This window comes from Streptomyces sp. NPDC104096, from assembly GCF_055584385.1.
Genome location: NZ_JBVJMD010000007.1, coordinates 237664 through 250596, shown reverse-complemented (window position 1 = coordinate 250596; position 12933 = coordinate 237664). Strand labels below are relative to the sequence as shown.

Genomic DNA, 12933 nt, shown 5'->3' with positions numbered 1-12933 from the left:
CCCAGGGACGCGGAGCGTACGACGAGGGGCCGCCGGCTCGGTCCGGCGGCCCCTCCTCCCCCCTCCTGGTGCCGGCCCGGTCCGTCACTACCGGGGCAGCACCACGACATACGCGGCGGGCTCACGGTCCCGCGACGCCATCAGCGCCGTACGGACCACCGCCGCCTGCTGCTCCATCGCGTCCCTCAGCCGCTTCGGGGTGACGTGGACGACCGTGATGCCCAGCCGCTCCAGGTGCTCACGCTTGCGGGCGTACTCGGACCACGACGCGTCCTCGTCCTGACGGGGGGCGCGGATGTCCAGCTCCACCGCCACCGCCTGCTCGGGCCAGTAGGCGTCCAGGCCGCCCAGGTGCGGGCCGCCCGGCAGCCGCAGGTCGACGTTCCAGACGGGGTCGGGCAGACCGTACGCGCGGACCATCCGGTACAGGCGGTCCTCGGCGACCGACCGGCGCTCGGCCAGCAGCGAGTCCACGGCGTCCACCACATGCGCGCGGCCGAGCAGTTCCGCCCGGTTCAACTCCCGCACGACGGCCGCGGGTTCGCTGTGGCCGGCGCGAACCGCCTCGGTCAGCAGACGGAGTACGGCGTCCGCGTCCGCGATCTCGGCCACCGCGTCGGCCAGGGCGCGCGGGACCGGGGCCACCGGCAGGCCCGTGACCTGGTCCGGGACGGGCAGGTCCGCGGTGCGCACGATCCGCGCGCAGCCCGTGGAGCGCAGCCGCCGCAGACGCGGGACCAGGACGTCGAGCCGCTCCAGGGACGGCAGCGGGGGAGTGCCGGCGAAGCCGTGCAGGGTCAGGGCCGCCAGGCCCGTGATCATCGCGTCGGCGTAGTACGGGCGGTGGGGTTCGTCCGCGTCCGGCTGCGCGGGCACCGCGGGGCGCGCCGACTCGCGGGCCGCGTACATGAGCACGGCGTGCAGTCGTTCCTCGCTGGTCGGCGGTCCGGGACGGAGCAGGAACACGCCCGGCAGGAGCTGTTGCCAGGGGCCGCGGGCGCGGCACCGGTCGTTCGCCTCGGCGGACGAGACGCCGTGCGCGCGGAGCTGATGTGCCGTCATGACGCGGCGGTGCACCTCGGAGAGGTGGCGCACGGGGCGGGGGGAGAGTGGGGGGAGCGGGGTGTTGTGGTTCATGCCCCGGAGGTTCCCGTGTCCGGTCCGCGCTGTAACCCCTGTTACGCAACTGTCGACAAATACCGACAAGATGGCGCTAAAGGACGGGTGTTCGGGTGCCGAAAAGGCGCGGAAAACCCCTGGTCCGTTCGGGGGCGGACCAGGGGTCACGGTTCCTGCTGGCTGAATTCCGTAACGGCTGCGGAGCGCTCGATCCCCGGGCCGGGATCAGGCGTCCGCCGCCGCGTCGCAGGCCTGTCCGCGCAACGCGCGCGCCAGGTCGTCCCGCGCCTCCAGTACCAGCCGGCGCAGCGCCGGAGCCGCCTGCTCGTGGGCCGCCAGCCAGGCGTCGGCGGCGTCCAGCGTCTCCTGGGAGTCCTGGAGCGCGGGGAACAGGCCGCGCACCACGTCCATGCCGATCTGGATGGACCGCTCGGACCACACCCGGTCGATGACCGCGAAGTACTTCTGCGTGTACGGCGCGAGCAGCTCCCGTCGGGAGGGCTGGGCGAAGCCCGCGATCGTGGCCTCGACGAGCGCGTTGGACAGCGCGTCCGACTCGACCACCTGGGCCCAGGCCTGCGCCTTGACCGCCGCCGAGGGGCGGGCGGCCAGACAGCGGACCTGGTGGCGCTTGCCGGACGCCGTGTCGTCGCGGGCCAGTTCGGCGGCGAGCACCTTCTCGTCCGCGACCCCGTGCGCCGCCAGCGGCTCCATGAACGCCCAGCGCAGCTCCTGGTCGACCACCAGCCCGTCGACCTCGTCCGTCCCGTCCAGCAGATCCTTCAGCAGCTGGAGGTCGGCCGGAGCGGACGCCACGGCAGCGAAGAACCGTGCCCACGCCAGCTGGTGCTCGCTGCCCGGCTCGGCCGACCGCAGCTCGGTCAGCGCGCCGTCCGTGAGCAGCCGCCCGCCCGTCTCGCGCCACTGCGGTGCCACATAGTTGACCAGCGCCGAGTCGGCCCAGGCGTGCAGCATCTGGAGCACGCCGATGTCCGACTCGCGGCCCGCGAACCGCAGCACCAGGTCGACGAAGTCCCGGGCCGGCAGCAGCGCGTCCCGGGTCAGGTTCCACAGCGCCGACCAGCACAGGGCGCGGGCCAGCGGGTCGGTGAGGTCGCCGAGGTGGGCGCGCAGCGTCTGGAGCGAGGTGTCGTCGAAGCGGATCTTGCAGTACGTCAGGTCGTCGTCGTTGACGAGGACCAGCTCCGGCGCCTGCGCTCCGGCCAGCTCCGTCACGACCGTGCGCGGGCCCTCGACGTCCGCCTCGGCGCGCGCGTACCGCTCCAGGGCACCGTCGGCCGTGCGCCGGTACAGACCGATCGCCACCCGGTGCGGGCGCAGCTCGGGGTGGGACTCGGCGGCGTCCTGGAGCACGGCCAGCTCGGTGATCCGGCCCTCCGGGTCCAGCAGCACCTGAGGGGTCAGCGAGTTGACGCCGGCCGTCTGGAGCCAGGAGCGGGCCCAGGCGGCCATGTCCCGCCCGCTGGTCTCCTCCAGCACCGACAGCAGGTCGCCCAGCCGGGTGTTGCCGTAGGCGTTGCGCTTGAAGTAGCGCCGGGCGCCCTCCAGGAACGCGTCCTGGCCCACGTACGCCACGAGCTGCTTCAGGACGCTCGCGCCCTTGGCGTAGGTGATGCCGTCGAAGTTGAGCTTGGCGTCCTGCAGGTCGCGGATGTCCGCGGTGATCGGGTGGGTGGAGGGCAGCTGGTCGGCACGGTAGGCCCAGGCCTTGCGGCGGTTGGCGAAGGTGATCCAGGCGTCGGTGAAGCGGGTCGCGCCGACGTTGCCGAAGGTGCCCATGAAGTCGGCGAAGGACTCCTTCAGCCACAGGTCGTCCCACCAGACCATGGTGACCAGGTCGCCGAACCACATGTGCGCCATCTCGTGCAGGATGACGTTCGCCCGCGCCTCGTACGACGCCCGGGTCACCTTCCCGCGGAAGATGTACTCCTCGCGGAAGGTCACCAGGCCCGGGTTCTCCATCGCGCCGAGGTTGTACTCCGGCACGAACGCCTGGTCGTACTTGCCGAACGGGTACGGGTAGTCGAAGTGCTCGTGGAAGAAGTCCAGCCCCTGCTTGGTGACCAGGAAGACGTCCTCGGCGTCGAAGTGGGGCGCCAGGCCCTTGCGGCACAGGGCGCCGAGCGGGATCCGCAGCGTCGTGCCGTCGGCGAGGGTGCGGGAGTAGGAGTCGGTCACGTAGTGGTACGGGCCCGCCGTCACACAGGTGATGTACGTCGAGATCGGCTTGGTCTCGGCGAACCGCCACACCCCTTCGGTGAGTTCGCCGGCCCCGTTGCTCCACACCGTCCAGCCCTCCGGCGCCCGCACCTCGAACCGGAACGGGGCCTTGAGGTCGGGCTGCTCGAAGTTGGCGAAGACCCGGCGGGAGTCGGCCGGCTCGTACTGGGTGTACAGGTACACCTCGCCGTCCTCGGGGTCGACGAAGCGGTGCATGCCCTCGCCGGTGCGGGAGTACGCGCACTGCGCGTCGACGACCAGCTCGTTGTCGGCGGCGAGGTCCTCCAGCAGGATCCGCGTCCCGTCGAAGACGGCGCCCGGGTCGAGGTCGCGGCCGTTGAGCGAGACGGCCGTCACACCCGGCGCGACCAGGTCGGCGAAGCTCGACGCGCCGGGTTCGGCGCACCGGAAGCGGATCGTGGTCACCGAGCGGAAGGTGCGCGGCTCCGCGTCCCCGTCGCCGACGGCGGAGCGCAGGTCGAGGGACACCTCGTACCCGTCGACGGACAACAGGGCGGCCCGCTCCCGGGCCTCGTCGCGGGTCAGATTCTCACCGGGCACGGGCGGCACTCCCTCTGGACGTGGCGGACACTCATGGATGCGACGGAACAGGACCGATCCTGCCATGCGCCCCTGACGCCGGGCACGAGGGAATGCGGCGGCGCGGACCGGTGTTGCCGCCTGCGAACCCCGTATCCCTAGGAGAGCCATGTCCGACACCGCTTCCGTGTCCGCCAAGACCCCCGTCGACTTCTGGTTCGACCCGCTGTGCCCCTGGGCGTGGATGACGTCCCGGTGGGTGCTGGAGGTGGAGAAGGTCCGCGACATCGAGGTCCGCTGGCACATCATGAGCCTGGCCGTGCTGAACGAGGACCGGCTGGAGGAGCTGCCGGAGGAGTACCGGGAGATGCTCGCGACCAAGGCGTGGAAGCCGGTGCGCGTGGTCACCGCGGCCTGGCAGAAGCACGGCGCCGACGTCCTCGGCCCGCTCTACACCGCGCTCGGCACCCGCTTCCACAACAACGGCGAGGGCCCCACCCTGGAGGCCATCGCCGCCGCCCTGGCCGACGTCGGCCTGCCCGCCGACCTGATCGACTACGCCGAGCAGACGGACTTCGAGTTCGACGCCGAGCTGCGCGCCTCCCACAAGGAGGGCATCGAGAAGGTCGGCCAGGACGTCGGCACCCCCGTCATCGCCGTGCCCGGCCCCGACGGCGAGCAGATCGCCTTCTTCGGCCCGGTCGTCACCCCCGCGCCCAAGGGCGAGGAGGCCGCCCGCCTCTGGGACGGCACCCTCGCGGTCGCCTCGGTCCCGGGTTTCTACGAGATCAAGCGCAGCCGGACCAAGGGCCCCGACTTCAGCAACCTCTGAGCGGCCGCTGTCGCGACCGCGCAATCGTGGTCGCGGTGACGGAAGGCCCTCGCGTCATCGACGCGAGGGCCTTCCGGTGTGTGGGGGACGGGTGCGGGGAGCGTTCAGCTCCGGGCGCGGGCCCGCTGCCTGGCGTAGCCGACGGCCGCCAGGACCACCGTCATCGCGCCCGTCGCGTACAGCTGCACACGGGTGCCGGGCTCACGGGCCATCAGGAAGAAGATGCCCGCCATCCCGGCCAGCGCCACCCACGTCAGGACCGGGAACGCCCACATCCGCACGGTGAGCTTCTCCGGCGCCTCCCGCTCCAGCCGGCGGCGCAGCCGCAGCTGCGAGACCGCGATGAAGAACCAGACGACCAGGATGACCCCGCCGATCATGTTCAGCAGCCAGGGGAAGACGTCGTCGGGCCGCCAGTAGCTGAGGACCACGCAGGCGAAGCCGAAGACGCAGGAGGCCAGTACGGCCGCGCGCGGCACCCCGCCGGAGACCCGGCCCAGCGCCTTCGGGCCCTGGCCGCGCTCCACCAGCGAGTACGCGATGCGCGAGGAGCCGTAGATGTTGGCGTTCATCGCGCTCAGCAGCGCCACCAGCACGACCACGTTCATGAGCTGGCCGGCGCCGGGGATGCCGAGGTGGTCGAGGGCGGCGACGTACGGGCCCTTCTCGACGACCTCCTTCGAGTCCCAGGGGACCAGGGTGACGATCAGCGCCATCGACCCGATGTAGAACAGCGCGATGCGCCACATCGCCGTACGGACCGCGCTGGCCACGCCCTTGACCGGGTTCTCCGACTCGGCGGCGGCGATGGTGACCGTCTCCAGGCCGCCGTAGGCGAAGACCGAGGCGAGCAGGCCGATGACCAGACCCTCGCCGCCGTGCGGGAGGAAGTCGGTGAGGTTGGAGACGCCCGGGGAGTCGGTGCCCGGCAGCACGCCGGCCACGGCCAGCCCGCCCAGCACCAGGAACAGGGTGATCGCGCCCACCTTCAGGGCCGCGAACCAGAACTCGAACTCGCCGAAGTTCTTCACCGCGGCCAGGTTCGCCCCGCAGAAGGCGACCATGAACAGCGCCACCCAGGCCCACTCGGGGGTGCCGGGCAGCCAGCCGGTGACGATCTTCGCGGCGCCGATGCCCTCCAGGCCGACGGCCGTGCACAGCAGCACCCAGAAGGACCAGCCGGCGGTGAAGCCCGCCCAGGGGCCGATCGCCCGCTCGGCGTGCGCGGAGAAGGAGCCCGAGGACGGGTGCGCGGCGGACATCTCGCCGAGCATCCGCATCACCAGCATCACTAGGAGGCCGGAGACGGCGTAGGCGACGACGATCGACGGCCCGGCGGCGGCGATGCCGGCGCCGGAGCCGACGAACAGTCCGGCGCCGATCACACCGCCGAGGGCGATCATCGACAGATGGCGCTGCTTCAGGCCGTGTGGGAGGGATCCGGAGGCCGAGGGGTCGCCGTCCCGCCGGTCCTGCTGCGGCGGCGTCTCGACAGAGGTGTTGTGGGGCATGGGCGCGGCTCGTCCAGTGCGTGAGAGGGCTGCGAACGCCCATATTCTGGACAGAAACCCCGCCTACCGGGGGTAAGTGCCCGATATTCGGACACTCACCTCACGTGCCGTGGCCCTCCGGTCACCCCGATACCGAGGTGTAGTGAGAGGCGTCACCCTCGATCGCGTAGCTCTCCTTGCCCTCGATGCCGACGGGCACGTCACCGGCGACCGTCACCCGGTGCAGCCGCCGGGGCGCCCGGTCGTAGTTGTCGACGGCGTAGTGCTGGGTGATCCGGTTGTCGAACAGGACGAGCTGGTTCTCCGACCAGCGCCAGCGCAGGATGTTCTCCGGCCGGGTGACGTACGCCTGGAGCAGGTCGAGGATCTTGCGGGACTCGCCCGGCGACAGACCGACGATGCGCTGCGCGAAGCCGCCGACGAACAGACCGCGCTCCCCGGTCAGCGGGTGCACCCGGACCACGGGGTGGACCGTGCGGTACTTGATCGACGTGAACTGGGCGCGCTGCGCGGCCTGTTCCTCGTCGATCTCCTCCTGCGGCACGGCGTAGTCGTAGTCGTTGGTGTGCTCCGCCCACAGCGTGTCCGCGAACCGGCGCAGCGGCTCGGGCAGGTCACGGTAGGCGGCCGCCGAACTGGCGATCAGCGTCTCGCCGCCGTACGGCGGGACGGTGATGCTGCGCAGGGTGCTGGCCTGCGGCGGGTTGAGGACGAAGGTGACGTCCGTGTGCCAGTGGTTGGCGGCCCGGCCGCGCTCGCTGTCGACCGGCAGCACGTTCGGGGCGCCGTCGACCGCGCCGACGGTCGGATGCGCGGTCGTGAGGTCCCCGAAGCTGCGCGCGAAGGCCTGCTGGCCCTCGTCGTCCAGGCCCTCGGCGTCGAAGGCCAGCGCCTTGTGCGCGTTGAGCGCCTCGCGCAGCGCGGCGACGGTCTCCCCGTCCAGCGGCCGGGTGATGTCGACGCCGGACACCCGGGCGCCGATGTTCGCGGTGATCTTCTGGATACGTACGTCGGTCATGACAGGTGTTCCCTTCAGACGAGCGCGGGTGCGCCGGCGGTGTACTGGTTGGCGGGGCGCGGGAGGCCGTAGCGCTCCCGCAGGGTCTGGCGCGGTCCGTACTCCGTACGGAGCAGACCGCGGGCGCGCAGGACGGGCACGACGTGGTCGACGAAGGCGTCGAGGCCGGAGGGCAGGACCGCGGGCATGATGTTGAAGCCGTCGGCGGCGCCCCGCGTGAACCACGTCTCGATGGCGTCGGCGACCTGCTCGGGCGTACCGGCGAAGGTGAGATGACCGCGGCCGCCGCCCAGCCGTCCGATCAGCTGCCGGACGGTGAGGCGGTCGCGCCGGGCCAGCTCCACCACGAGCGTGTAGCGGCTCTTCGCGCCCTCGATCGCGCTCTCCGGCGGCAGGTCGGAGGGCAGCGGGGCGTCGAGTTCGAGGGTGCCGGGCGGCAGGCGCAGCAGGTTCTCCAGGTGGGCCACCCCGTGCCGGTGCACGATGTGCTCCTCCAGCACCCGCTCGGCGGCGCGCGCCTCGGCCTCCGTGGAGCCGACGACCGGGACGATGCCGGGCAGCACCTTGAGATGGCCGGGATCACGCCCGGCCGCCGCGGTGCGGGACTTGAGGTCGGCGTAGAAGGCCTGCGCGTCCTGGAGGGTCTGCTGGGCGGTGAACACCGCCTCCGCGTACCGGGCCGCGAACCGCTTGCCGTCCTCGGAGGAGCCCGCCTGCACGAGCAGCGGGTAACCCTGGGGAGTGCGGGGCACGTTGAGGGCGCCCTCGACGCTGAAGTACGTCCCCCGGTGCCGGGGCGGATGGATCTTGGCGGTGTCGCCCCAGACCCCGGCCGCCTTGTCGGCGACGACCACGTCGTCCTCCCAGCTGTCCCACAGCTTGAGGGCCACGTCGACGAACTCGGCGGCGCGCGCGTACCGCTCGGCATGGGCGGGCTCCGCGGCCAGGCCGAAATTGCGGGCCGCCTCGGCGCCGGCGGTGGTGACGATGTTCCAGCCCGCCCGGCCGTCGCTGACGATGTCCAGGGACGCGAACTTGCGGGCCAGGTTGTAGGGGGAGTTGTAGGAGGTGGAGGCGGTGGCGATCAGGCCGATGTGCCGGGTCGCCGTCGCCAGCGCGGTCAGCAGCGTGAGCGGCTCCAGGGCGCCCGAGGGGCGCTGGCCCACGCTGTTCCACAGCTGGGGTCCGTCGGCCAGGAACAGGGAGTCGAAGGTGCCGCGCTCGGCGGTCCGCGCGAGGCGGACGTAGTGCTCCAGCCGGACATGGGCGTGCGGGTCGCTCTCGGGAAGCCGCCAGGACGCCTCGTGGTGGCCGGTGTTCATCAGGAACGCGTTCAGGTGCAGTTGCCGGGTCATGCGAGGTCCTCCGTCACGCCCAGGGCGGCGAGCAGCCGCTCCCGGTACTCGCCGAGCAGCGGGTCCCGGTAGGAGCGCGGGTGCGGTCGGTCGACGGTCAGGTCGAGGCCGATCCGGCCCCGGTCCAGGACGAGCACGCGGTCGGCGAGCACGATCGCCTCGTCCACGTCGTGGGTGACGAGCAGCACGGACGGCCGGTGGCGCTCCCACAGCTCGCGCAGCAGGTGGTGCATCCTGATCCGGGTCAGCGCGTCCAGTGCCCCGAACGGCTCGTCGGCGAGCAGCAGTTCGGGCTCCCTGACCAGCGAGCGGGCGAGCGCGGCCCGCTGGGCCTCACCGCCGGACAGCTCGCTCGGCCAGGCCCGCTCACGGCCGGCCAGACCCACCTCGGCGAGCGCCTCCCGCCCCTTGGCGGTACCGTCCGTCCCCAGCAGCACGTTGTCCAGCACCCGGCGCCAGGGCAGCAGCCGCGAGTCCTGGAAGACCACGGACACCCGCTCGGGCGCCGTGAGTTCCCCGCTCCCGGTGACCTGGTGGTCCAGGCCCGCGACCGCCCGCAGCAGGGTCGACTTGCCGGACCCGCTGTGCCCGAGGAGGGCGACGAACTGTCCGGCGGGGATGTCCAGGTCGATGCCGTCGAGGACGGTACGCCCGTCGAAGGACCGGGTCAGACCCCGCAGCCGTACGGCGGGACGGGTCAGTTGCTCAGTGTGCGGCGCCACGACAGCACCCTCCGTTCGACGAGACGGACCGCGCTGTCGGAGACCAGACCGAAGACGCCGTAGATCAGCAGACCGACGAGGATGACGTCCGACTGGCCGTAGTTCTGGGCCTGGAACATCATGTAGCCGAGGCCGCTGGTGGCGTTGATCTGCTCCAGGACCACCAGACCCAGCCAGGAACCGGTCACGCCGAGCCGCAGTCCCACGAAGAAGCCGGGCAGCGCGCCGGGGATCACGATCTCCCGGACGAACCGCAGCCTGGACAGGCCCTGCACCTCGGCCAGTTCGACGAACCGCTGGTCGATGCCGGACAGCGCGGCATGGGTGTTCAGATAGATCGGGATGTAGACGACGATCGCGATGATCGCGATCTTGAAGGTCTCGCCGATGCCCAGCCACAGGATGAACAGCGGGATCAGACCGAGCACCGGGATCGCCCGGTTGAGCTGCACGGTCCCGTCGATCAGCGCCTCCCCGGTCCGGCTGAGCCCGGACGCGAGCGCGAGCACCACCCCGGCGGTCAGGCCGAACGCGAATCCGTACGCCGCGCGTTCGAGGGAGGTGAGGACGTCGGTGGGCAGGGTCCCGTCGGTCCACAGGCGGAACCCGGTGTCCAGCACGGTCCAGGGCGCCGGGACCGCGGCGGTGTCCAGCCGGCCCGCGGCGGATGCGCCGGCCCACAGGGCGAGCAGCAGGAGCGGCCCGGCCAGCCGGGCGGCGGGGAGGCGTTTTCCGGGAGCGAGGCCCCGGCGTCGCCGCCGTGGCTGCTCCGTGGCGACGGCGGCGGGGGCGGCCGTGCCCAGGGTGGTGGCGGTCATGGCGGTCAGCTCCGGTACTCGGCGGGTACGGACTTCGCGGCGATGCCCTCGAAGCGGTGGTCGAAGAGGGAGGAGACGTCGAACTTCTTCACGAAGCCGCCCTCCGCGAGCAGATCGGCGGTCTCCTGCTCCCAGGCGATCGCCTCGTCCCAGCTCGGCGGGAACAGCGGCTTGTTGGCGAGCGCGGTGATCGCCTGTGCCTGGGCGAGGGTCAGGTTCTGCGTCTTGACGTAGAACTCCTCGTTCCAGCGGTCGGGGTTCTCGTACTGCCAGACCTGGCCCTTCGCCCACTGCGGGACGTACGCGGCGACCGCGGCCGCCTTCGCCCGGTCGGCGAGCACCGACACCGGCGCCCACAACAGGTTCAGCAGGTCGACGACGTCGGTGGTGATCGAACGGGCGCCCTTGGACCCGTACTGCTGGAGGTAGGCCGGCGCCTGGCTGTTGGCGAGCGGGGCGACGTCGACCTGACCGGACTGGAGCGCGGTCAGGAACTGGTTGCTGGTCAACGGGACCAGCGTCACGTCGTCGTACTTCAGGCCCGCCTTCTTCAGCGCCCGCAGCAGCACGACACCCTGCGCCTGCCCCTGCGAGAACGCCAGCTTCTTCCCCTTGAAGTCGGCGACCGTGTGAATGTCGCTGCCGGGTTTGGTGGCGAAGAGATAGTTCGGCTTACGGGTGACGTTGATCGCGACGATCTTCGCGTCATAACCCTGGTAATGCGCCTGGATCGGCGGGATTCCCGCGTTGTTCGCCAGGTCCAGGGATTTCGCCCGGAAGGCGTTGATGACATCGGGACCGGCCCCGATGTTGACCCAGCTCGACACCGTGAAAGGCAGTGCGGGCAGTTTCGCCAGCTCGAACTGCAACTGCTGCACGTTCTGGTACGAGGCGATCTTCAGGCTGGTGCCGGCCGGCACCTTGTCGGCGAGCGGGGCCGTGGCGGCGCCCTTGTCGGTGGCGGCCGCGCTGGTCTCGGCGCAGCCGCTCAGCCCGGCGACACCGGCGGCGGCACCGAGCAGCGAGGCGAGAAACACCCGACGGTCATAGGACGAAGACATGGGAGTACCCCTTGGGGGAAAGCGTCGAAAAGGCACGTACGGAATTCCGGGCACGGCGGGGCCGGGGCGGGGAATCCGCGTGAGAAAATCAGCCGGGAAAAGGCTGGGAAGACAGCGAGAAGGGTGCGCTCCCGGCGCACCGGGGCGTCAGCAACAGAGAGTGCGACAGCTCATGCGAACATCGTCCTGTCCGGCCGGGAGGCCTGTCAACATTCGGAGTTTCTGAATTAATTCGGCTCGGACGACGCGGTGAGCGGATCCCGGTAGAGGACGTCCAGGGCCACCGCACCGCCCGCCACGGCCAGGACGAGGTCACGAAAGCCGGTGGGCGCGACGCACTCCGCCCGCTCCGCCCCCACCTCGTCCCGCAGCGCGGCGAGACAGTCCTCCCGGTACAGCACGCCCACCTCGGTGACGACGACCCGCTCCGGGTTGAGCACGTCGAGCAGCAGCCCCGCGGCCCGTCCCGTCATCCGCGCCCGCTCCCGCAGCAGCCGGACCGCCACCGGGTCCCCGGCGTCCGCCGCGGCGAGCACCCGCATCGGGTTGGCCCCGTCGACGACCCCCGCCTCCCGGGCCCGCCGGCACAGCGTCAGCTCGCTCAACTCGGCCTGGAGGCAGCCGGTCCGGCCGCAGTCGCACGGCTCGGTGCCACCGGCCAGCGGCAGATGCGCGACGGATCCCGCCTGGGAACGGGGGCCGTGGTGCACCTCGTCATGCGTGGCGAACGCCGCGTCGACCACGTTCCCCGCGAACAGGTGCAGCACGCTGCGGCTGCCGCGCGCCTGCCCGAACAGGCGCTCCGCGTTGACCAACGCCCGCGCGTGGCCGTCCACGTGGACCGGCAGTCCGGTGCGCGCCGCGAGGACCTCCCGCACCGGCACCTCGCGCCAGCCGAGCAGCGGATGCTCGACGACGGTCCCGGAGTCCCGGTCCACCCAGCCGCCGACGGCGACCCCGACCCCCAGCGGCCGGCTGTCCGCCGCCTCGGCCAGCAGCGCCGCCAGCTCCTCGGCCGCCCGCGCCAGCACCTCGTACGGCTCGGTGCCGCGGTGCTTCGACTCGCGGCGCACCAGCACCCGTCCGCGCAGATCGAGCAGCGCGACCGTGGTGAACGGCACCGCCACGTGCACCCCGCCCACCACGAACCGGGAGTCGTCCAGATCGAGGGGGACGTGCGGGCGCCCCGCGCCCTTGGACCGTCCGGGCGCGGCGGCCTCGCGGACGAGCCCGAGCCCGGCGAGCCGGGCCACATGGTCCGTCACCGACGCCGGGGACAGTCCGGTCAGCCGGGCGATGGTGCTGCGCGCGACCGGCCCGTGCTCCAGCACCGACCGCAGCACCACACTGGCGCTCGTACGGCGCCGGTCGCTGTCCGCGACACGGGGGACGGCGGACGGCACCGACGCGCGGGCCGCGGGGGTGCGGGCCGCGGGGGTGCGGCCCGGCGAGGTACGGGAAGCCGCGGCGGGGGACGCCACGGCACGGGACAGGGAGCGGGGGGCGGGTACGGGCGTGGGAGTGGGGGTGGGCATGGGGCATCTCCTCGGGGAGCCGGTCCGACACTGCGCCGTCTGCTGACGTGAGGCGCGCACCGGATCGCTCCGTCCGCCTCACCCGCGGAGGCGACAGGTGGCCGTGCCCTGGCGTCGCAGGTCGACATAGCGACGCGACGAGAAGTACCGGGCCTGAGCAACCATGCGGTCGAAGCTAGCA

10 protein-coding genes are annotated in these 12933 nt (G+C 72.0%); 1 reads left to right on the top strand and 9 read right to left on the bottom strand.

Annotated features, from left to right (window positions below):
• Positions 1 to 87: 87 nt before the first annotated feature.
• Complete coding sequence (locus ACZ60B_RS11255) at positions 88 to 1137, bottom strand: hypothetical protein (protein WP_469385734.1); 1050 nt, start codon at positions 1135 to 1137, stop codon at positions 88 to 90.
• A 207-nt stretch (positions 1138 to 1344) separates the two neighbouring features.
• Positions 1345 to 3921 (bottom strand): aminopeptidase N, encoded by a 2577-nt coding sequence (pepN, locus tag ACZ60B_RS11250; protein ID WP_469385733.1) that lies wholly within the window; start codon positions 3919 to 3921, stop codon positions 1345 to 1347.
• Positions 3922 to 4069: 148 nt separating this feature from the next.
• On the opposite strand from pepN, the gene ACZ60B_RS11245 reads away from it, so the two are divergent.
• Positions 4070 to 4732, top strand: coding sequence for a mycothiol-dependent nitroreductase Rv2466c family protein (locus tag ACZ60B_RS11245; protein WP_469385732.1), 663 nt, complete (start codon positions 4070 to 4072; stop codon positions 4730 to 4732).
• Positions 4733 to 4836: 104 nt separating this feature from the next.
• Here the strand turns inward: ACZ60B_RS11245 and ACZ60B_RS11240 are convergent, their stop codons facing one another.
• From ACZ60B_RS11240 to ACZ60B_RS11210, 7 genes are all read right to left on the bottom strand, one after another.
• Complete coding sequence (locus ACZ60B_RS11240; RefSeq protein WP_469385731.1) at positions 4837 to 6243, bottom strand: amino acid permease; 1407 nt, start codon at positions 6241 to 6243, stop codon at positions 4837 to 4839.
• Positions 6244 to 6364: 121 nt separating this feature from the next.
• Complete coding sequence (locus tag ACZ60B_RS11235) at positions 6365 to 7261, bottom strand: TauD/TfdA dioxygenase family protein (protein ID WP_469385730.1); 897 nt, start codon at positions 7259 to 7261, stop codon at positions 6365 to 6367.
• 14 nt (positions 7262 to 7275) lie between these two features.
• Positions 7276 to 8616, bottom strand: coding sequence for an LLM class flavin-dependent oxidoreductase (locus ACZ60B_RS11230; RefSeq protein ID WP_469385729.1), 1341 nt, complete (start codon positions 8614 to 8616; stop codon positions 7276 to 7278).
• Complete coding sequence (locus tag ACZ60B_RS11225) at positions 8613 to 9338, bottom strand: ABC transporter ATP-binding protein (RefSeq protein ID WP_469385728.1); 726 nt, start codon at positions 9336 to 9338, stop codon at positions 8613 to 8615. Before ACZ60B_RS11225 ends, ACZ60B_RS11230 begins: the two co-directional genes overlap by 4 nt.
• Positions 9314 to 10156: an ABC transporter permease gene (locus tag ACZ60B_RS11220; RefSeq protein ID WP_469385727.1), complete on the bottom strand. Its 843-nt coding sequence runs from the start codon at positions 10154 to 10156 to the stop codon at positions 9314 to 9316. Before ACZ60B_RS11220 ends, ACZ60B_RS11225 begins: the two co-directional genes overlap by 25 nt.
• Before the next feature lie 5 nt (positions 10157 to 10161).
• Entirely contained in the window at positions 10162 to 11217 is a 1056-nt protein-coding gene (locus tag ACZ60B_RS11215) for an ABC transporter substrate-binding protein (RefSeq protein WP_469385726.1), read from the bottom strand.
• Between the two features lie 227 nt (positions 11218 to 11444).
• Positions 11445 to 12752, bottom strand: coding sequence for an ROK family protein (locus ACZ60B_RS11210; protein ID WP_469385725.1), 1308 nt, complete (start codon positions 12750 to 12752; stop codon positions 11445 to 11447).
• Positions 12753 to 12933: the final 181 nt, after the last annotated feature.